General features: G+C 62.5%; 17 protein-coding genes. 12 read left to right on the top strand and 5 right to left on the bottom strand.

The window, feature by feature from the left end; translation table 11 throughout:
• Nucleotides 1-3 precede the first annotated feature (3 nt).
• On the top strand, nt 4-873 hold the full coding sequence (locus ACSFCA_RS23170) for an IclR family transcriptional regulator (RefSeq protein ID WP_435461347.1): 870 nt from the start codon (nt 4-6) through the stop codon (nt 871-873).
• 81 nt (nt 874-954) lie between these two features.
• Here the strand turns inward: ACSFCA_RS23170 and ACSFCA_RS23165 are convergent, their stop codons facing one another.
• The 4 genes from ACSFCA_RS23165 to ACSFCA_RS23150 all read right to left on the bottom strand — a co-directional run bounded on the left by ACSFCA_RS23165 (nt 955) and on the right by ACSFCA_RS23150 (nt 5,785).
• Nucleotides 955-2,844 carry a sigma-54-dependent Fis family transcriptional regulator gene (locus ACSFCA_RS23165; RefSeq protein ID WP_435461346.1) on the bottom strand — a complete coding sequence of 630 codons (1,890 nt, stop codon included), beginning with the start codon at nt 2,842-2,844 and terminating at the stop codon, nt 955-957.
• Nucleotides 2,845-2,937: 93 nt separating this feature from the next.
• Entirely contained in the window at nt 2,938-4,038 is a 1,101-nt protein-coding gene (locus ACSFCA_RS23160; protein ID WP_435461345.1) for an LLM class flavin-dependent oxidoreductase, read from the bottom strand.
• Between the two features lie 63 nt (nt 4,039-4,101).
• Nucleotides 4,102-4,650, bottom strand: coding sequence for a flavin reductase family protein (locus ACSFCA_RS23155; RefSeq protein WP_435461344.1), 549 nt, complete (start codon nt 4,648-4,650; stop codon nt 4,102-4,104).
• A 220-nt stretch (nt 4,651-4,870) separates the two neighbouring features.
• Nucleotides 4,871-5,785 (bottom strand): LysR family transcriptional regulator, encoded by a 915-nt coding sequence (locus tag ACSFCA_RS23150; protein WP_093056015.1) that lies wholly within the window; start codon nt 5,783-5,785, stop codon nt 4,871-4,873.
• A gap of 128 nt (nt 5,786-5,913) precedes the next feature.
• On the opposite strand from ACSFCA_RS23150, the gene ACSFCA_RS23145 reads away from it, so the two are divergent.
• The 9 genes from ACSFCA_RS23145 to ACSFCA_RS23105 all read left to right on the top strand — a co-directional run bounded on the left by ACSFCA_RS23145 (nt 5,914) and on the right by ACSFCA_RS23105 (nt 16,208).
• Complete coding sequence (locus ACSFCA_RS23145; RefSeq protein ID WP_435461366.1) at nt 5,914-7,179, top strand: aromatic ring-hydroxylating dioxygenase subunit alpha; 1,266 nt, start codon at nt 5,914-5,916, stop codon at nt 7,177-7,179.
• A gap of 1 nt (nt 7,180) precedes the next feature.
• The gene (locus tag ACSFCA_RS23140; RefSeq protein ID WP_435461343.1) at nt 7,181-7,651 is read left to right on the top strand and encodes an aromatic-ring-hydroxylating dioxygenase subunit beta; all 471 of its coding nucleotides are present in this window, start codon (nt 7,181-7,183) and stop codon (nt 7,649-7,651) included.
• Between the two features lie 8 nt (nt 7,652-7,659).
• Nucleotides 7,660-7,983: a non-heme iron oxygenase ferredoxin subunit gene (locus tag ACSFCA_RS23135; RefSeq protein ID WP_021005390.1), complete on the top strand. Its 324-nt coding sequence runs from the start codon at nt 7,660-7,662 to the stop codon at nt 7,981-7,983.
• 182 nt (nt 7,984-8,165) lie between these two features.
• Entirely contained in the window at nt 8,166-9,383 is a 1,218-nt protein-coding gene (locus ACSFCA_RS23130) for an NAD(P)/FAD-dependent oxidoreductase (protein ID WP_435461342.1), read from the top strand.
• A gap of 47 nt (nt 9,384-9,430) precedes the next feature.
• Complete coding sequence (locus ACSFCA_RS23125; RefSeq protein ID WP_093056023.1) at nt 9,431-10,135, top strand: fumarylacetoacetate hydrolase family protein; 705 nt, start codon at nt 9,431-9,433, stop codon at nt 10,133-10,135.
• Between the two features lie 85 nt (nt 10,136-10,220).
• A complete protein-coding gene (locus ACSFCA_RS23120; RefSeq protein ID WP_093056025.1) occupies nt 10,221-11,357 on the top strand; it encodes a cupin domain-containing protein in 1,137 nt (378 codons plus the stop codon).
• A gap of 122 nt (nt 11,358-11,479) precedes the next feature.
• A complete protein-coding gene (locus tag ACSFCA_RS23115; RefSeq protein WP_435461341.1) occupies nt 11,480-12,775 on the top strand; it encodes a GAF domain-containing protein in 1,296 nt (431 codons plus the stop codon).
• Between the two features lie 167 nt (nt 12,776-12,942).
• Entirely contained in the window at nt 12,943-14,691 is a 1,749-nt protein-coding gene (locus tag ACSFCA_RS23110) for a GMC family oxidoreductase (protein WP_093056029.1), read from the top strand.
• A gap of 65 nt (nt 14,692-14,756) precedes the next feature.
• Nucleotides 14,757-16,208, top strand: coding sequence for an aldehyde dehydrogenase (locus ACSFCA_RS23105; protein ID WP_435461340.1), 1,452 nt, complete (start codon nt 14,757-14,759; stop codon nt 16,206-16,208).
• Between the two features lie 56 nt (nt 16,209-16,264).
• Here ACSFCA_RS23105 and ACSFCA_RS23100 read toward each other — a convergent pair whose 3' ends face one another.
• Nucleotides 16,265-17,848, bottom strand: coding sequence for an MFS transporter (locus ACSFCA_RS23100; RefSeq protein WP_435461339.1), 1,584 nt, complete (start codon nt 17,846-17,848; stop codon nt 16,265-16,267).
• Nucleotides 17,849-17,935: 87 nt separating this feature from the next.
• Between ACSFCA_RS23100 and ACSFCA_RS23095 the strand changes: the two genes are divergently transcribed.
• Both ACSFCA_RS23095 and ACSFCA_RS23090 read left to right on the top strand, forming a co-directional pair.
• Complete coding sequence (locus ACSFCA_RS23095; RefSeq protein ID WP_435461338.1) at nt 17,936-18,583, top strand: TetR/AcrR family transcriptional regulator; 648 nt, start codon at nt 17,936-17,938, stop codon at nt 18,581-18,583.
• Nucleotides 18,584-18,605: 22 nt separating this feature from the next.
• Entirely contained in the window at nt 18,606-19,583 is a 978-nt protein-coding gene (locus ACSFCA_RS23090) for a zinc-binding alcohol dehydrogenase family protein (protein WP_435461337.1), read from the top strand.
• Nucleotides 19,584-19,881: the final 298 nt, after the last annotated feature.

Raw genomic sequence — 19,881 nt, 5'->3', positions numbered from 1 at the left:
CAAATGAAAGACGATGCAAACGAAGTGGCGACAGTGTCCGAAGCCGAAAGTCGTTCGTACTCGGCGCCAGCGCTGGAGAAGGGACTTGACATCCTAGAGACGCTTTGCCGTAGCGAGCATCCCCTCACGCAGAAGGACATCGCTCAGCGCCTGGGACGAAGCGTGAACGAGCTCTACCGCATGGTTGCGTGTCTGGTCGATCGAAATTACGTCACCTTGGTCGACGAGACCAGCTATGGGATCACGACAAAGCTGTTCGAGCTCGCGCACATCAACCCGCCGACGCACCGGTTGCTTCTTGAAGCCACACCCATCATGCAAAGACTGGCCAGTGAGCTTGACCAATCTTGCCATCTCACGGTGTACGGCCAAGGCAAACAGGTGGTGCTCTGCAAGGTCGACACGCCCAGCGGGATGGGTTTTGCGGTGCGCGCCGGTGCAGAACTCGATGTGCTGATCTCGGCTTCCGGTCGAGTCTTGCTGGCGTTCCAGGACGAGGAAACTCGCAAGCTCCGCATCGAAGAGTCCGTGCAGCGGCGGCCTGAACAGGCCAACGCGCAGATCGACACCATCCTCGATTCGATTCGCGCCACCGGCTATGAGTCGATCCCGAGCGTACAAGTCCGCGGTCTCTACGCAATCAGTTATCCCATTCTCGATACTCAGGGGTGTGCCATTGCAGCCCTCACAGTGCCCTATGCCGAGCGGATCGACCAGATTCAGCGGAAGTCAATTCCAGAAGTGACCGAACGACTAGGCGTGGCAGCCCGAACGCTGTCAGTGCGTGCTGGTGGAATGGTTTCGTCGGGAAGCTTGAATCCCACCGAACGGGAAAGCATCCTCAAACGCTCAGACCGATCCAACGGTCGCTAAGCTGCCAGAGGCAGCCGTCGAAATTGCCTTCTCCTGCAAACCGAGCCGGCGACGGTTACGCTTTTTCGACATCTAGGCGCATCAGTCGGTGGGACGAGAAATTCCCAACTCCCGGATGTGACGATGGAGGGTTGCCCGTGACACGCCCATCGAGATTGCAGCTTCAGACACATTCCAACCACAACGCTCCAGAGCGGCTTCGATTGCAGAACGTCTACCAGTCGGACGAGCGTTTCGCGACACTCCTCTTTGGCCCAAAGGTGGAGGAAGATCGGCCAAGTCGATCTTTCCGTCCGAGTCCATCGCAACGGCGAATCGCATGGCATGGTGGAGCTCACGTAAATTTCCGGGCCAATCGTGCGCGAGCAGCGCCTTCACGGCGGCAGCCGTCAGCACGGGAGCCCGCCGTCCGACGCGTTGCGCGGCGCCAATCACGGCCCGCTCTATCAGTTGCTCGAGATCGTCGCGCCGCCGCAGCGCCGGCAAGCGCACCGTAGCCCCAGCCAGTCTGAAATAGAGGTCTTCGCGAAAACGCCCTTCTCGCACCAGTTGCGCCACGTCGTGCAAACTTGCCGCGATAAGGGCAAAGCGCACTTGCACCGGCCGCGTCGCACCTACAGGCGTGAATTCACCATCTGACAACACTTGCAGCAACCGCGTCTGCAAGCCGAACGGCATATCGCCAATTTCATCGAGAAACAAGGTTCCGCCGTCCGCCTCCAGAAGCCGGCCTCGCGAGCCGTGCCGGGATGCACCAGTGAAGGCACCGGGACGGTAGCCAAAGAGCTCGCTTTCAATCAACTCCGCGGTGATCGCGGCGCAGTTGATACCAACGAACTTGTCGGGCCTGCCGCCGGCAGCTACATGCAATGCGCGCGCCAGAGCACTCTTTCCCGTTCCAGTCTCTCCGTGCACGAACACCGGAACCTGGTGGGCCATGAGCCTGCGCGCCATCGACACCGCTTCGCGTACCGTCCGGTCGTCTCCGATGATTTCCTCGGCCGGAGGCTGACTGATGTCAAAGGTGCGATCAAGTCTTTCTGATGCAGACACAGTCTGCAACTTCCGCCTCGGGCGCTCCACGCGAAAGAAGTGCCGCCCGCTAGCGAGTTGAAGCGTCAGATCCCCACCATCAAAGGCCTTTTGCCACTGGTCCATCCCGTAAATCTCAGACAATGGCCGACCGATCAACGGCGCACCCACAGGCAGCAGAATGCACTGTGCCAATGGCGTGGCGTCGAGCACTCTGCCCGATGAATCAAGGGCGACGCGCGACTCCACGGCCGCATCACAGAAGTCGCCATGCCTGGACACGCGAAGAATTGTGTGCTCGGCGTTGCGACGATCGAAGTAGAGATTCTCAATGCGTCGCGCCGAGGCAATGACAACCTGGCGAACCACAGCCTGAGCCGCGCGGTCGGATGCCCTGAACGTCGTGACATTCAAAGCCGCGGCTAGCTGACCGCCAGCCCCAAAAACGGGCGCTACCGTACAGCTCACGCTCGCCAAGCTTGAAGCGAAATGATCTTGCATGACGACGGAGAGCGCTCTCTGCTCGCGAATGCAGAGCGCGACTCCATTCGTGCCTTGCATTTCCTCCGACCAGATCGAGCCGGGCAAAACGCCTGCATTGCTGCACGCGTCAAGAACCAACTCGGTCGAGCGAAAACCTAGAGCGACGCCCTGGGGATCGGTCAGCATCAAAACGTAATCCTGTTCGGCCAGAAGTTCGAACAGGCGTTGAACTTCGCCTTGCGACAGAGATAGAAGATCGGCGATTGGCTCGCGATGATCCTGAATTTCGACTGCTGTGAGAACGTCAGGGCGCCCCACCTTTTCCGGGTTGAGACCATGGAGCGAAACACAGCGTTCTCTCGAGGCAGCCACGCTTCCGTGTTCCTTCAGTTCGTCCTGGAAGGGCGCGAGCACTGCGCCGGCGCGCAGTACGTTCGAATAGGATGCTTTGTCCACGACGCGTTGTCTCCTGCAGGGGGTCTGGAGCCGGCCCTTATCGAAGGATTCTGCATCCTTTTCCCCCTGGTGTCACGCCGGCGGGACCGCGCGTCAGCCCCGCGAAGACGCCTTGCGCACCTTCGGCATCACATCCTGTGCAAGCCTGCGCATGGTCTCCCATTCCCATTCGCGGTTGACACCGGATCCGTCCATCGATGCCATCATCAATCCATGGAACGGCCCCGTACGCTCTCGGAACGCCACCAGCTTGTCCGCCACGGTGCCAGGAGATCCATAGATCACCATGCTGTCGATGAGTTGCTCAACGGTCACGGCATCGTCGGGCTGCTTGGGGTCGTCCTTCATGACAGCCGTGTAGTTCACGGACTTGAGAACGCGCCACAAATAGTCGAAGTAGTAGTAGTTGCTGCCGGCCGGATCCATCACCCGCTCGCGTGCTTCGGCATCACTGGCAGCAATGACGATGTTTCGGGCGACCCGCCAGTCGTGCCCGGTGGGTTCGCGGCCTGCGGACTCGCACCCCTCGACATATTTTTTCCAGTGACTGGCAATCACATACTCCGGACAGAAGTTGGCGCTCATCGCACCGAACCCGCGCGCTGCAGCCGTCTTCACGCTATCGGAGAATGGAGACATCGCGGTCATCGAGATTTCGGGATATGGGAGCTGGTACGGCTTGGGCATGAAGCCCACGCCCAACTCGGGGATGACCATGTCCTTCAGAGAAATCTTCCAGTGCTTTCCCTGGATGTCATAGGGTGGATCTTGCGACCAGAGCTTGAGAATCGTGTCGATCGATTCCATCATCCGCTCGGTCCGATAGGCGCCATCGAGCACTTCGAACAGCTCCATGTCGCTGGCCAGGCCACCGGGACCGATGCCGAACATCAGGCGTCCTTTGCTCATGTGATCGAACTGTGCGATCTCTGCGGCCACCACGGCCGGATGGTGGTTCGGCAAGGCGATGACGCCCGTTCCGAAGCGGATGCGCTTGGTCTGGTGGATCAGTGACGCAAGGAAGATGAGGGGCGACGAGATCGGCTCCGTCGTGCAGGAAATATGCTCGCCGATCCACACCTCATCGAAGCCGATTTCATCGGCGTACAGGATCTTCTCGGTGGTTTCCGTGAAGCTTTCCGACTTGGGCCGGGCGGGTGGATGCAGAGGCATGCCGAACAATCCGAGTTTCATGAAGTCTCCTTTTTTGCAGGGTTGAAAAGCGCAGCAGATGCCGCGCGGGGAACATGGAAAGGCTCAGGCCACGGCTTGTTCCGCAGCTGCCTTGCAGCGGCTCGAAACGGCCATGCCCGCTCCGTCGAACCAGACGAGCGGGTCCGACTGGCCCTCTGCCAGTTGCACGGCCGTGACGCGACCGATGAACAAGGTGTGGGTCGCGTACTCGACGCGCTGGTCGACTTCGCAGGAGACCGCGGCAAGTGCCGAGGTCAGGCAAGGGAGCGAGTCCGAGCTGTCTTGCCAATCGCCGGTGACGAAGCGCTCGCCTCTGCGCGAACTCTGCGAGAACGCGCCCAGCAAGGGGTGATGGGCCCCCGCCAGCAGGTTCACGCAGAAGCGCCCCTGTGCGCTGAGCGCAGGATGCAGCCCTGACGTGCGATTCACCGCCACCAGGATGGCCGGCGGGTCCATGGACACCGGAATGACGGCGGAAGCGGCCATCCCGTGAGGCTCGCCATTCGCATCGCGTGTGGTGATCAGGGTGACCGAGGACGCAACGCGACGCATGGCGTCTCGAAATGCGGTTGCGACATCGAGTGCGGCAGAGGAATCGGGGAGCGAGGACATGGCGGAAGTCTCCTGAGTTGGTTTGGTGATGCGCTCCCAACGATCTCTGCAGATCGCATGCCCGAAGCGGATCTCAATCAAATCAAGGACTTAGTCGCGATGCGCCGTCCCGGCCGCGACACTTTGCGACACATCGGTGTCGCATCGGAAAGCCGAGCCAGTGCTTTCCTGTTGGCTTTTGAAGAAGCTCAGACGACGCTAGGCGCCGACCTTCAAAGCCCTAGTCGGGCGCGCCTTCCCCATGCAGCCCGACGATCAGCGAGCGCAGCCACGTGATGGCCGGGTCCTTGTGAAAGCGACCATGCCAGAACAGGTTGATCGCGATCTCCGGCAGCTTGGCCGGGTGACGGATGTAGGACAGGCCAAAGGGCCCCGCCAGCGCCTGGGCGAGCCGCTCAGGAACGGTTGCCACCAGGTCCGAGTCGTGAAGGATGTGGCCCACCGCCACATAGTGCGGAACGGTGAGGACCACCTTTCGCACCACCTTCTTCCGGCCGAGGATTTCGTCGGCATTCCCGTGTCCCGTTCCCGCGGAGATCACGACGACGTGATCGGCCGAGGAAAACTCGCTCAATGAAACCGTCTTCTTGTCGAGGGGATGCCCACGCCGGAACATGCAAACGTACTGCTGCTTGAACAGCCGGCGCTGAAAGTACCCGGCCTTGAGCTGCGGCAACAGACCGATCGCAAGGTTCACATGACCCGCTTCCATCTCATCCTGCAGATTCACGGCCGTGTTGCGAACAGTGCTGATGGACACATTCGGCGCAACACGTGCCACTTCCTTCATCAGCTTGGGCAGGAAGTAGATCTCGCCGATGTCCGTCATGCCTACCGTGAAGGCGCGCTTCGAAGTCGACGGGTCGAATGACGCCTTCTGGTTGATGGCCGCGTGGATGACTTGCAATGCGCTCGCGGTGGGTCCTGCAAGCTGCTGCGCATACGGCGTCGGCTCCATGCCGTTTGGCGTTCGAAGGAACAACTGGTCATCGGTGAGCTTGCGCAGGCGAGCCAGCGCGTTACTCACACCCGGCTGGGAAAGACCGAGGCTGCTGGCCACCTTCGAAACACGTCGATCGACGAGCAACTGATGGAAAACGACCAGAAGGTTGAGGTCGATGTCTTTGAGTTCCATGGCGCCTCATATTCGCAAAATCAATCTGAACTATTCCCCATATTCTATTGAGCGATGGCACGGGAATGGAGATCATTGCTGCACCCACAAGACGCTGTTCCCCTACGGCAGCACAGGAGACACAAAACATGGATGACACATCAGCCGTCTTCCCCCAGAAGATCCACTGGGAAAACCAAGGCACCAGCCGGATTCCCTTCATGGCCTACACCGAGGCTGATCAGCATCGGCAAGAGTTGGAACGCCTCTTCTACCGAAACCACTGGTGCTACGTCGGCCTCGAAGCCGAGATTCCAGAGATCGGGGACTTCAAGCGAACAGTCGTCGGCGAACGCTCCGTGATCATGGTGCGCGACGCCGAGGACTCCATCAGCGTCGTCGAGAACGTGTGCGCTCACCGAGGCATGCAGTTCTGCCGCGAGCGCCATGGAAACCGCAAGGCGGAGGGGTTCACCTGCCCTTACCACCAGTGGAACTACACGCTCACCGGCGACCTGCAGGGAGTGCCCTTCCGCCGGGGCGTCAAGCAGGATGGAAAAGTCAACGGCGGGATGCCCGCCGACTTCAAGCCCGCCGAGCATGGTCTGAACAAACTCAAAGTTGCAACCCGCGGGGGCGTTGTCTTTGCTTCCTTCGACCCCAACGTCGAATCGCTCGAAGACTTCATGGGGCCGGAGATCCTGGGCTATTTCGATCGGCTGTTCAACGGACGAAAGCTGAAGATCCTCGGCTACAACCGCCAGCGCATTCCTGGCAACTGGAAGCTGATGCAGGAGAACATCAAGGACCCGTACCACCCGGGTCTGCTGCACACCTGGTTCGTGACCTTCGGCCTCTGGCGTGCCGACAACAAGTCGGAGCTCAGGATGGACCGGCACCATCGGCATGCCGCCATGATTTCAACGCGCGGTGCGAGCGGCAAGGCCGACCAAGTCACCCAGGTGTCGAGCTTCAAGGAGAGCATGCAGCTCAACGACCCTCGCTTCCTCGACATCGTGCCGGAGCCCTGGTGGGGCGGACCGACGGCTGTGATGATGACGCTGTTCCCGAGCGTGATCTTTCAACAGCAGGTCAACAGCGTCTCTACGCGCCACATCCAACCGAGCGGCCCCGGCGCCTTCGATTTTGTTTGGACCCACTTCGGATTCGAGGACGATGCCGAAGAAATGACGCAGCGCCGGCTGCGTCAGGCCAATCTCTTCGGACCCGCCGGATTCGTGTCCGCGGACGACGGTGAAGTGATCGAGTTGTCGCAAAAGGGTTTTGAGCAGAAGCCTTTTCATCGCACGCTCGCCGAGCTTGGCGGACGCGAGGTCGGCGACACGGATCACATGGTCACCGAAACCCTGATCCGGGGCATGTACGAGTACTGGCGCAAGGTGATGGAGGCTTAACGTGGACTTCAAAGATTACTTCGAACTGTCCCAGCTCTACGCCAGCTACGCCCAGGCCGTCAGCTCCAGTCAATGGGAACTCTGGCCCGAATTCTTCACGGAAGACTGCACCTATCGGCTGCAGCCGAGAGAAAACTACGACCGCGGTTTTCCGCTGGCGACGCTCTCGTTCGAGAGCAAGGGGATGCTCAAGGACCGTGTCTACGGGATTCGCGAAACTCTGTTTCACGACCCCTATTACCAGCGCCACATTGTCGGAACACCGGTTGTACTGAAGGCCGAAGCCAACCGCTTCGAGTCGGAGGCCAACTACGCGGTGTTTCGCACCAAGCTCTCCGAGCTTTCGACGGTCTTCAGCGTCGGGCGCTACATCGACGTCGTCGTACGGACCGAACAGGGACTGAAATTCGCTTCGCGGCAGGTCATCTATGACAGCGAAATGATCCCGAACTCCGTCATCTACCCGTTGTGAGGCAACCCATGAGCGATCCTGATTTCCAATGGACCGACGCGACTCCGGTCGATGAAGTACCGGCAGACGATGTCGTGGGCATGCTCGTCGGCGGACGCGACATTGCCTTGTACAGCGTAGACGGTCAGATCTATGCGACCGACAACATCTGCACCCACGGACACGCCCGCCTGTGCGAGGGCTTTCTGGAGGGACACGAGATCGAGTGCCCTCTGCACCAAGGCAAGTTCGACGTGCGCAACGGCGCACCGACGTGCGCCCCCGTGACGGAAGCGATCCGCTCCTACCCGGTGAAGATCGAAGGCGGTCGGGTGTTTCTTTCACTGGGCTGATTCAGCTGCATGGCAATGCCCTTGCGGCGGCGTGAAGCGCCGATGCAGGACGGCAGTTCGACAAGCGGAACACGAACGTCCGCTTCCCCTCGCACCAAGAAGAATGGAGACATCAATGCGTCACATGGCGATGCTTGCGCACCGAGCACAGACACACCGTTCCCCAGCGGCCCGGAGGCCCCATGAGTGACCGAACGATCGTGATCGTGGGCGGTGGTCAGGCCGGAGGATGGGCTGCGCAGACGCTGCGCAGCGACGGCTTCGATGGCCGGGTGGTGCTGATCGGCGACGAACCTCACCGCCCCTACGAAAGGCCGCCCCTGTCAAAGGCGGTGCTCGCAGGCGATGCGCACCCGGACACGACCTACCTGCAGAAATCGGAAGCGTTCGATGCGCTGAACCTCGACTGGCGCCCCGATGTCAGCGCAACGCGCATCGACAGGACCGCGAAACGACTGCATCTGAGCCACGGCGAGCCGATTCACTACGACAGCTTGATCCTCTGCACCGGAGGGCGTGCGCGCCGTTTGGGCATCCCGGGTTCCGACCTGCCTGGCATCTTCACCCTGCGCAGCATCGGCGATGCGGCAGCGCTCGGAGCGGCGCTCGTCGCCGGAAAGCGACTGCTTGTGGTGGGCGGAGGATGGATCGGACTGGAAGTCGCGGCAACCGCCCGAAAGAAGGGCCTGGACGTCATCGTCGTCGAGGCCATGGACCGGCTGTGCGAGCGCACGGTGCCTGCGGAGATTTCCAGTTATCTGCTGCGGCTTCACACCGCGCATGGCGTTCAGGTCGAATTGGGTGCGGGGATCGAGCGGTTGGCCCAAGGGCCGGGCGAAGACCTGACGGCGACCCTCAGCGACGGACGGGAGCTGGCTTGCGACGTGGTTCTCTTCGGCGTTGGATTGATCGCGAACGATGAACTCGCACGCGAAGCGGGTCTGGCATGTGAAGGCGGCGTCCTGGTCGATTCCCAGTGCCGGACCTCGGATCCGGACATTCTTGCCGCTGGCGACGTCGCGGTCTGGCACTGCGACTGGACTGCCCGACGCATGCGACTGGAGTCCTGGCAGAACGCCCAGGAGCAAGGGATCGCGGCCGCGCGCGCCGCGCTGGGAACCACGGTGAACCATCAGCCGCTGCCGTGGTTCTGGTCCGACCAATACGACGTCAATCTGCAGATATTCGGCGTTCCGACACCCAGGCACCAGGTGGTCGTACGCGGCGACGTGGGCTCCAACAGCTTTGTCATGTTCTTTCTTGAGGCAGACAGAGTTGCCGCTGCGCTCGGGCCGAACGCGGCACGCGACCTGCGCTTTGCGCGACGCCTGATCGAGCGCCGCACGAGCGTCGATCCCCAACAACTCGCCGACCTCCAGGTCCCTCTTTCCAAGCTCTGAAGGTCGAAAACGACCGGACGGCTTTTCACATTCAACAGACCTAAATCATGACCCCCACCTATCTCTGGAATCCCCCTGCCGTTCCTTCGCTGCCGGTGCGCGGCACCTCGCAGCGCCTGCCCATCAACCGGCTTTTCTTCGTGGGCCGCAACTACCACGCGCATGCGGTGGAGATGGGACGACCCGTCGACAAGACCATCGAGGTCCCGTTCTATTTCACGAAGAGCCCCTCGACGTTGGTCGAGTCGGGTGTGACCGTCGCCTATCCGCCCGAAACCAAGAACTACCACCATGAGATGGAGTTGGTGCTGGTGGTCGGAGCGCCTGGCTTCCGTGTCAATCGCGACGACGCCCACAAGTTGATCTATGGGTATGCCTGCGGTCTGGACATGACGCGACGGGACCTCCAACTGGTTGCCCGCGACAAAGGCCGGCCATGGGACCTCGGCAAGGACGTCGAGCAATCGTCCGTCGTATCCGAAGTGGTGCCAATGGCCGGCAAGGTGCTCGACCAGGGCGCCCTGAGGCTCAGCGTGAACGGCCAGGAGCGGCAGAGCTCCGACCTTTCAAAGCTGATCTGGAACATTCCCGAACTGATTGAGGATCTCTCGAAGTTCTACCACCTCGAGCCGGGAGACCTGATCTTCACGGGAACACCCGAGGGCGTCGGTGCATTGCAGCCGGGCGATCGCGTCGAAGGCAGCGTTGCCGGCGTCGGAGAGATCACCCTCACGGTCGGCCCGGCCGAATGATGCAACAAGGCTCCCCAGAGCAACGCTGAACAGCCAAGCTGCGCCGTGCACCAGTCGCGCTCGCAGCCCCGCAAAGGAACCGCCGATGACCGCCGATACCGTCCCCTCCCCTGTGCACCTGAAGGCCGTCGCCGGCCCGTCCCAGCCCGACCCCAGTCCGGCGCTCGAGCAGCTTTACCGAGGCTTCGAGCGCGAGTTGCTGGTCCCCCTCTGGACGGAGATCGGCGACCTGATGCCCCGCCACCCGCGCAGCAAGGCAGCCCCGCATGTTTGGCGTTGGGACCGGCTCGTGGAGCTCGCCGCCGAAGCCGGGCGCATCGTCCCTGTCGGCCGCGGCGGGGAGCGCCGCGCGATTGCGCTGGCCAATCCCGCGCTCGGCGGCAGGCCGTTCGCCACACCCACGCTGTGGGCCGCGATCCAGTACCTGATGCCGGGCGAAAACGCCCCGGAACATCGGCATACGCAACATGCCTTCCGCTTCGTGGTCGAAGGCGAAGGCGTATGGACCGTGGTCAATGGCGATCCGGTCCGCATGTCGCGTGGCGACTTCCTGCCGCAGGCCGGCTGGAACTGGCACTCGCACCACAACGCAGCCAGCGCACCGATGGCATGGATCGACGGGCTGGACATTCCGTTCTCCTACTACACCGAGTCGCAGTTCTTCGAGTTCGGACGCGAACGCGTCAGCACGGCCGAGCAGTCGACGCCCGAGCGTTCGCGATCGGAGCACTTGTGGGGACACCCTGGTTTGCGACCGCTGTCGCAGCCCGAGTCCCCGGTGGCCACGCCCTTGCTCGCTTACCGTTGGGTCGACACGGACAAGGCGCTCGCAGACCAGTTGATCCTGGAAGCCGAGGGCCATGCAGCCACGCTCAGCCCGGGTCATGCGGCCGTTCGCTTCACCAACCCGAGCAACGGGCGCGATGTGCTGCCCACGATCCGTACGGAGATGCACCGCATCCGAAGCGGTGCCAGCACCCTTTCGCGGCGCGAGGTGGGCTCGTCCGTGTACCAGGTGTTCGAAGGCAGCGGCAAGGTGAAGGTCGGCGATCACACCTGGACTGTCAAGCGTGGCGACATGTTCGTCGTACCGTCGTGGCAGCCTTTCTCGGCCCACTGCGATGAGACCTGCCCCGGATCGCTCGACCTGTTCCGCTTCAGCGACGCCCCGATTCTCGAGGCGCTCCACTCGCATAGAACTGCCTCCGCCGAGCTCGAGTGACGCGAGTGCCCCAGCGAGCCACCAAGGCACGGACGCAGGGATAGTCCGGCTTGTCAGCAGCGCCTGCTGGGGGACACTCGCAAGAGAAACGCACGGCAAGAAGTTTGACCACGCAGTCGTCGATGAACTCCCCCGGAACGTCGTTGTTCTTCAACTCCAGGACCGAGCGTCTTGCGCTCGCGCGCCGACGCTACTTCGAGGAAGGACTGCTGCCCTCTGGGGTCGTGAGCGACGCGGTGTATCAGTCCTGGGCGCGGTGCCAGCGCCTGCATGACGGCCCTGGCGCAAAGGTTTCCTTTCAGCCGGTTTCGACCAGCCGGGCGCATCTGGCGCTGCAGAAGAATCGCGATCTCGTCCACGCCTGGCTCGAAGAACTCCCCCAACTGCAGTCGGTGCTGGGCGCGACGTCTTGCGCGGCCATGCTCACCGATGCAACAGGCGTACTCATCGGGGCAACGTGCGTGGGCCGTTCGCACGAACGCATCATGCCGATCGCGACCCGCACTGGCGTGAACCTCTGCGAGGAAGCAGTGGGCACGACCGCACCGGGCGTGGCTGCGCGCACTGGTCGTCCTGTGTCGGTCGACGGCGCGGAGCACTTCTTCGACGAAGTCAAGGCGATGCATTGTGCCGCAGCGCCTATTCACGACACCCGTGGCCGACTCGTTGGTGTGCTCGATATATCGAGTGAAGCCATTCCATTCAGCTTCGATGCGATCTCCGTGGTCGGACTGTATGCCGCGGCCATCGAGAACCGGCTCTTCATCTCGCAGTCCGACCAGCATCTCGTGGTGCGATTTCAAGTGGATGCAATGCTGCTCGATTCGAGATTTGTCGCGCTGGTCGGCATCGACATCAACGGCCAGCTCGCCTGGATGAACGGTGCGGCGGCCCGTCTACTGGGGTTGCCGCCAGCCGAGCGCGGCGCGAATACCTCGTCCGTGGAAGAGGCCATGGGCGCCAGCATCGCGCAACTGGCATCACTGCCCCGATCGGGCTCGGCGCCATTGCAACTGGCGAATGGACTGATGGTCTGGGCCCGCGGCGAGATGCGCGCCGCCGATGGTCACCGCGGCCTTTTCCCGGGGGTCGATGAGTTCGGGAAACGTGACCCCACTCCTGCACCAGCAGTGACTTCCCCTTGCGCCCTGGCCGTGCCGAGCGACGAAGAGAGCACTGCCGAGCTTGCGACCGCGAGCGCAATCGAAGAGCCGGACGTCGCCTCCTCACCGCCCGGACCTGAAGCGCCTCGCGATGCCAGCGAGCCATCGGTCAGGCTTCGCGAATGCGGCAACGATCTCATCGATCGAACCTTGGAAACCTACGGCGGCAACGTCACCAAGGCGGCCGAGAAGCTCGGCGTTTCGCGCGGGTTGATCTATCGGCGACTGCGCAATCGCGCGCAGGCCAAGCGCTAGCTTCGCACCATCCACCGTTCCGAAACGGAACACCCGCATCGACCGGGTTTTCCCGATGCTTCGGTCACCGTATGCGGTGAATTACCTTCCCCCTCCGATACGACTTCGGCCTTCGTCCGGGGCGGTATCGAACGAGCATTTTTCTCCCAACCCGAGGTGGATACGCCATGCGACTCTCTCCGCATTCCCAGAACGACAAAGACAACGACGACAAGCTGGACCGATTGGAACGTGCATTGATCGCCGGACGGCTCGATCGACGAGGCTTCCTGCGAGCAGCCGCCGCGGCAGGCATCGCCACGACGAGCCTGCATTCGCTCGCCGACGAGCTGGATGCCGCGCGAGCCAATCAGGCCGAGCGAACCGCCTCGTTGTTGCCTGCCTACGACTACATCGTCGTCGGGACCGGCAGCGCCGGCTCCGCACTCGTCGGCCGTCTGGCGGCAAAGACAAGCGCGAGCATCCTTGTGATCGAAGCGGGCGATTGGGATACCGCACCCTCCGTCATGGACCCGCGGCTGTGGTTCACCAACCTGGGGACCGAACTCGACTGGAAGGACGTCGCACTGCCCTCGTCCAGCACAAACGGTCGGGCCATTCCCGAGCACATGGGCAAGGTGGTTGGCGGCGGTAGCAGCATTAACGCAACCATCTGGGCACGGCCCTTTCGCAATGACCTCGAACACTGGGCTGCGCAGAGCGGTGACGCTGCCTGGGGCTATGAGCACGGCCTGGGTATCTATCGCCGGATGGAGAACTGGCAGGGCAAGGCCGACAGGCACTACCGCGGCAAAGGCGGGCCGGTGTGGGTCCAGCCCGCATTCGATCCGCCGCCCGTCGCGCTGGGCATGCTGGCGGCATGCCGCTCGCTCGGCATGCCCATCCTGGACGACCTGAACGGCGCCCGGGAAGTCGGAGCCGGCGGCTTCGCGTTGATGAACCAGATCATCCGGAACGGGCGCCGGCAAAGCATGGCGCGTTCGTACCTTTACCCCGTCCTCGGGCGAAAGAACGTCACGGTCCTCGTCAAGGCGCACGTCAACCGCCTGACGTTCAGCGGCACTCGCGTCACGGGCGTGGAACTCACGCGCGACAACGCGGGGCCTGTTCGCATCCAGGCGAAGTCCGAAGTCATCCTGAGCGCGGGCGGGATCAACACGCCAAAGCTGCTCATGCTCAGTGGCATCGGCGACGAGGCGCAGTTGCGCGCACACGGCATCCAGACCGTGGCGCATTCGCCGGATGTGGGGCAGAACTTCCACGACCACCTGCTGCATGGCGGCTGCATCTGGGAGCCGAAGGAGCAGGTTCCGCATCGCAACAGCGCCGCCAACGTGTCGGGCTTCCTCAAGAGTCACGCTGGCCTGAACACGCCGGACTTGAATCTCGTGCAGATCGAGCTGCCCTATGCCAGCGACGTCGTCGGCAAGCAGTTTTCCCCACCGCCAAGCAGCTGGGCCCTGTGCGCAGGCCTCGTGGCCCCCAAGAGCCGCGGCGAGATCCGGCTTCGCTCGGCAAATCCGGCTGACCGTCCGATCGTCGATGCGCGCTTTCTCAGCCACCCCGACGACGTCAAGGCGCTGGCGCACGGCATCGAGGTGTGCAGGGAGATCGGCAATTCGGCAGCCATGCGCGATTTCGTGAAGCGCGAGGTCGCACCGGGCGAGCAGCTGTCGGGCAAGGCGATGGAAGACTTCGTGCGCAACGGCGCAACAACCTATTTCCATCAGGTCGGCACCTGCCGCATGGGCAAGGATGCGAAAGCCGTGGTCGATGCCAGGTTGCGCGTGAACGGCGTGCAGAACCTGCGAATCGCGGACAGCTCGATCATGCCGACCATCCCGGCGGTCGCAACCATGGCGACTTGCGCGCTGATCGGCGAACGCATGGCGGAGCTCCTGCGCCCGAAAGCCTGAACACCCGCTCCCCCACCGACCTCACTATCCCTTTTCATTCAACACCCCATCGACGGAAGACTCTCATGCAAACACAACTGCTCATCGACAACCAGAAGCGTGCCGCCCACGGAAACGCCATCTTCGAGCGCCGGCATCCGACCAGCGGCGACATCGTCACCCGCGCTGCCGCGGGCGACGTGGCCGATGCCATTGCGGCCGCGGAATCGGCCAGCATCGCGTTTCAATCGTGGCGGCACAGCTCGCCGTCGGAGCGACGCCGCATCTTGCTGAAGGCGGCCGACGCGCTGGAAGCGCGGATGCCGGATTTCATCGAAGCCATGGCGGCCGAAGTCGGCGCCGCTGCACTCTGGGCAGGATTCAACGTCGTCCTGGCTGCAACCGCATTTCGCGAGGCCGCATCGATGACCACGCAGATCCAGGGCGAGACCATCCCGACCGACAAGCCCGGCGCGTTGTCGATGACCGTGCGCCAGCCCGTGGGCGTGATCCTGAGCATCGTGCCGTGGAACGGTCCGGTGGTGCTGGCCGCCCGGGCCATCGCCTACCCGCTGATGTGCGGCAACACCGTGGTGTTCCGGGCATCCGAAGCCAGCCCGCGCACTCACATGCTGGTGGCAGAGGCGCTGGTCGATGCAGGGCTCCCGCCTGGCGTGCTCAACTTCCTGACCAATGCGCCCCAGGACGCACCGGAGGTGATCGATGCGCTGATTGCCCACAAGGCTGTGCGACGCGTGAACTTCACCGGCTCGACGCGTGTCGGCCGCATCATTGCGCAAAAGGCCGCCGTGCATCTGAAGCGCTGCCTGCTGGAACTCGGCGGGAAGTCGCCGCTGGTGATCCTGAAGGACGCGAACATCGACGATGCGGTGAACGCGGCCGTGTTCGGATCGTTCCTCTACCAAGGCCAGATTTGCATGTCCACCGAACGGATCGTCGTCGATGAATCGATTGCCGATGAATTTGTCGCGAAGTTCGCCGCACGCGCGAAGGAACTGCCGGCGGGCGACCCGATGAAGAACCCGCAATGCGTGATCGGCCCCATGGTGTCCAAGGACTCCGGCCCGCGACTCAATTCGCTGCTCGAAGACGCCATCGCCAAAGGCGCAAAGCTGGCGTGCGGCGGCCGTGCCGAAGGCGCGTCGATGCCGGCAACCATCGTCGATCACGTCACCCGCGACATGAAGATCTACGACGAGGAAACCTTCGGGCCGGTCACGACCATCGTTCGCGTCAACGGCGACCAGGAGGCCGCGACCGTGGCCAACGACACGGCCTACGGACTCTCCGCGGCCGTCTTCTGCAAGGACGTCATGCGTGCCCTGAATGTTGCGATGCAGATCGACACCGGGGCGTGCCACGTGAACGGCGCGACGGTTCAGAACGAAGCACAGGCGCCCTACGGCGGAACCAAGCACAGCGGCTATGGCCGCTTCGACGGACGCGCGGTCATCGATGAATTCACCGAGCTGAAGTGGATCACCATCGAGCCATCCGGACAGCAGTATCCGATCTGAGGTTCATGCAAGGCACGATGGGTGCTCCTGGCCGTCATTGCTGACCACCGGCCTGCTCAAGCCACCTGTTTCGCGGGTCGTCGAACTCCCCATTCGATGGCCACGAGCAGGAGGCAGAGCAGGCCCAGCGCGGAGATGCCCCAGAAATAGTCCGTCGTCGCCATGAAGGTCGATTGCACAGCCACCTGCTGCTGCAGGTAGCCCAGCGCGCGTTGCGCCGCAAGAAGCGGTGCATCCGTGGCGGCAAAGTGGGTGGTGAGCTGCGCAAGCATTTCATTCACCCCGGGCCGCCCTCGCACGATGTCCTGAGCAAACTGGTCGTAGTGCCAGGCGGTGCGCCACTGCGTCACCAGCGTGGCCAGCGCAATGCCTGCGGCCGTGCCGAACTGACCCAACATGTTCTTGACCTGGTTGGCAGTCGAAAAGACAGCCTCGTCGTGCTGAACGTTGCGGTAGGTCTGCACCGCCGTCGTCGCGAGCACGAGGATCACGAACATGCCATGCAACATGAGGACCGGTGCGATGTGCAGCCATGGGTGCACCTGCGGTGTCAGACGCGCCAGCAATGTGCCGTAGAGCGCGAGGCACGTGAAACCCAGTGCATAGAAGGGCGTCGACAGCGCATGGCGCTTCATCAGGCGAGCCATGAAGAACCAGGTAACGACACCTGTTGCAGCTCCCGTGGCGAGCAGCGACCCCACGGTCTGCAGCGGCAGGCCCAGGCCCTGCCTGATGAGAAGCGGAACGACATAGTTATCGCCGGCCATGACCATGTACGCGACGGTGAACGCCACGACTCCCAGCAGGTAGCGACCGTGACCCAGCCGCGCAAGTTGAAGCGGCGCCCGGTGCCGCCGCCGCTCCCTGAATGCGTAGAGCGCGAGCAGGGCGATGGCCAGCAGGATCCATGCAAGGATCGTCGAGCGATCGGGGAACCAGTCATAGCTGGACCGCTGCAGCGCGTGAAGCAGCGCGAAGGTACCGAGCATCAGAAGAAGCAGGCCAGTCGGATGTGCTTCGGAGCGGAGTTCGGCCGGCGCCGACTCCTCGGGCAGCACCACGGTAGCGAGAGCGGCCATCACCACCGCCGGCACGCCCAGTATCCAGAACGCATACCGCCATGACCCGTGATCGAGCGCCATGACGGCAACCAGGGGCCCAAGCACACTGCCCGCAACAAGACCGTAGGCGAAAAACCTCACGCCGTCGAAGCGCCGCGCAGACGGGGGGATGTGATTAACGATGACTCTTGCCACCGTCACGAACGTCGCGCCGCCTGCAGCCATCAACACCCGCCCGACGACGAACTGCACCATGGAGCGGCCGGTCGAGCTGACCAGCAGACCCGCGACGAAGATCGCAATAGAGACCTGCGTGAACAGCCGCCAGCCCAGGCGCTCGACAAGCCAACGCTGCTTGTAGATCGCACCGACAGCCACCAGCGCATACATGGTTGCGGCAAGACTGAACTCCTCGGGACTCGCGCCCAGATCCCCGATGATCGCGGCGGCGTTGATCGCCACGATGGTGCTTTGAAGGAAGTCCGTCGTTGTGAGACAGAAGACCAGCATGAGCAGCAGGGCATGGCGCGAGAGAAGCCCCTGGGCGCCTCGAATGGTGGAACTCGTCGATTGCTTCATCGCTGGGAGAGCGCCGCATGGTTGGCAGCGCGTAAAATACAAATTTATTTACTGAACAGTACAGCAAACAAATAAACAGGATTCGGCATGAGCAGCATTTCCCCACCCACGACACGGTTGTCTGCGCGGCCGAGAGGCCGACCGCGCGACCCCGCCCGCCTTGACCGGATGCTCTCTGCCGCCCGTGAGCAGTTCGCCCAACTCGGGCTCGAAGGCTCCAGCATGGACGGCATTGCCGAAGCGTCGGGAGTCTCGAAAGTCACTCTCTACAAGTACTTTCCGTCCAAGGAGGCCCTGTTCAACGCGACCGTGAACGAGCCGGTGCGCCAGGCGCTGGACCTGGACATCGCGTCGCTGGATCCGGGCAATCCGCGAGAAGCACTGCTTCGCGTTGCACAGAGCTATCTGGGTCTGATCACGGATGCGGCAGTGATCCAACACGTCCGGATGCTCAATGCGTCCGGAGCCCGCAATGTCGACCTCTCGACCAGCTTCCTAGAGAGCGGTCCGGAGGCAGTGATCACGACACTCATCAAATACCTGAGGGCCTGTGATCGCGTTCGCAGCCTCAGAATTGCTCATGCACAGGATGCGGCCGAACAGTTCGCCGCGATGGTTCGCGGAAACGAGCAGCTTCGACTGATTCTTGGCCTGCAGTGCCGACGAACAGGCGCACAGACAAGGCGCTACTGCGCGGCTTGTGTCGAAGTTTTCCTGAAGGGTTACGCAGCCTGATGAATGCTGCACGGAGATGCCGATGAAACCGATGATGAAAGCCGTGGTTCTGGATGCCCCGGGCCCTCCCGAGGCGCTTCGCATTCGCCAATTGCCGGTGCCGGTTCCTCGGCGAGGCGAGGTGCTGATTCGCGTTCGCGCTTTCGGCATCAACCGGTCGGAGTTGCACACCAGGCTGGGCCTCGCCGAGGGCGTTACTTTTCCGCGCGTACTGGGTATCGAAGCCTGCGGCGTAGTCGAAGCCTGCCCCGGCGGGGAGCTTCAATCAGGTCAACAGGTGGCGGCAATGATGGGGAACATGGGACGCACGTACGACGGCGGCTACGCGGAGTACACCTGCGTGCCGGTAAGCCAGGCGATTGCCTTCCGGAGCGATCTTCCGTGGAGCACGTTGGGGGCCATACCGGAGATGCTTCAGACCGCTTATGGCTCTTTGACGGCCGCACTGGATGTGCAACCTGGCCAGTCCATCCTGATCAGGGGTGGCACATCCTCGGTGGGACTGGCCGCCGCCGTACTGGCAAAGCAACGCGGCATGACCGTGTATGCGACAACACGCAATACAGCCAAACGACAGGTCCTGGTGGACGCTGGCGTCGACCACGTACTCATCGACGACGGCGATGTCGCATCGCAGGTTCTCGCGCATAGCGAGGGCGTGGACACCGCACTCGAGTTGGTAGGCACGCCCACCTTGCCGGACACCCTGCGGGCGACCCGCAACCGGGGCACCGTCTGCTTCACGGGAATGCTCTCCAACGAATGGACCGTGAGGGACTTCTACCCCATCGCGTACCTGCCGCGCTGCATTCGGCTTTGCGCATATTCTGGGGATGCGAGCGACCTGCCGGCGCCTGTGCTGCAGGACTTCCTGGACCGGGTTCGCGCCGGAACAGCAAAGGTCCCCATTGACCAGATCCACAGCCTCGACGAGATCGTGGAGGTTCATCGAAGGATGGAGAACAACGAGGCAAGCGGCAAGATGGTGGTAATCACGTAGCTGTCTCGAATGCAAGCCATGACGAAGCGAAATCAATATTCGCCAAATCTATGCGCTGTATTCACTACATACTATTGGCTTATGTCTCCAGTGGCGCAATGATTGCGCCACCCGCACCCACGAACAGGCGCCGTCCAGCGAGCAGCCTATAACGGAGACAAAAAAATGCATCGGTTCCATCCCTCTTAGGGCCTCGGCGCCTGCCGCTCGAGCGCCAACGCACGCTGACTCGCAGACCGAGCGAGCAGCTTCGACGCAACGCCTTGACGCGCTTCCCGTGACGCTCGAAGTCCGAACT

Origin of the sequence: Variovorax multivorans, from assembly GCF_051216835.1 — a bacterium.
GTDB lineage: Bacteria > Pseudomonadota > Gammaproteobacteria > Burkholderiales > Burkholderiaceae_C > Variovorax.
Note: the sequence above shows the minus strand (reverse complement) of the source record. Positions and strands in the feature narration are given on the sequence as shown.

Coding starts and splice junctions, on each gene's coding strand:
- ACSFCA_RS23105 (WP_435461340.1), top strand. CDS start 14,757: ATGCAAACACAACTGCTCATCGACAACCAGAAGCGTGCCGCCCACGGA.
- ACSFCA_RS23125 (WP_093056023.1), top strand. CDS start 9,431: ATGACCCCCACCTATCTCTGGAATCCCCCTGCCGTTCCTTCGCTGCCG.
- ACSFCA_RS23090 (WP_435461337.1), top strand. CDS start 18,606: ATGAAACCGATGATGAAAGCCGTGGTTCTGGATGCCCCGGGCCCTCCC.
- ACSFCA_RS23150 (WP_093056015.1), bottom strand. CDS start 5,785: ATGGAACTCAAAGACATCGACCTCAACCTTCTGGTCGTTTTCCATCAG.
- ACSFCA_RS23100 (WP_435461339.1), bottom strand. CDS start 17,848: ATGAAGCAATCGACGAGTTCCACCATTCGAGGCGCCCAGGGGCTTCTC.
- ACSFCA_RS23095 (WP_435461338.1), top strand. CDS start 17,936: ATGAGCAGCATTTCCCCACCCACGACACGGTTGTCTGCGCGGCCGAGA.
- ACSFCA_RS23155 (WP_435461344.1), bottom strand. CDS start 4,650: ATGTCCTCGCTCCCCGATTCCTCTGCCGCACTCGATGTCGCAACCGCA.
- ACSFCA_RS23170 (WP_435461347.1), top strand. CDS start 4: ATGAAAGACGATGCAAACGAAGTGGCGACAGTGTCCGAAGCCGAAAGT.
- ACSFCA_RS23130 (WP_435461342.1), top strand. CDS start 8,166: ATGAGTGACCGAACGATCGTGATCGTGGGCGGTGGTCAGGCCGGAGGA.
- ACSFCA_RS23160 (WP_435461345.1), bottom strand. CDS start 4,038: ATGAAACTCGGATTGTTCGGCATGCCTCTGCATCCACCCGCCCGGCCC.
- ACSFCA_RS23115 (WP_435461341.1), top strand. CDS start 11,480: ATGAACTCCCCCGGAACGTCGTTGTTCTTCAACTCCAGGACCGAGCGT.
- ACSFCA_RS23110 (WP_093056029.1), top strand. CDS start 12,943: ATGCGACTCTCTCCGCATTCCCAGAACGACAAAGACAACGACGACAAG.
- ACSFCA_RS23135 (WP_021005390.1), top strand. CDS start 7,660: ATGAGCGATCCTGATTTCCAATGGACCGACGCGACTCCGGTCGATGAA.
- ACSFCA_RS23120 (WP_093056025.1), top strand. CDS start 10,221: ATGACCGCCGATACCGTCCCCTCCCCTGTGCACCTGAAGGCCGTCGCC.
- ACSFCA_RS23145 (WP_435461366.1), top strand. CDS start 5,914: ATGGATGACACATCAGCCGTCTTCCCCCAGAAGATCCACTGGGAAAAC.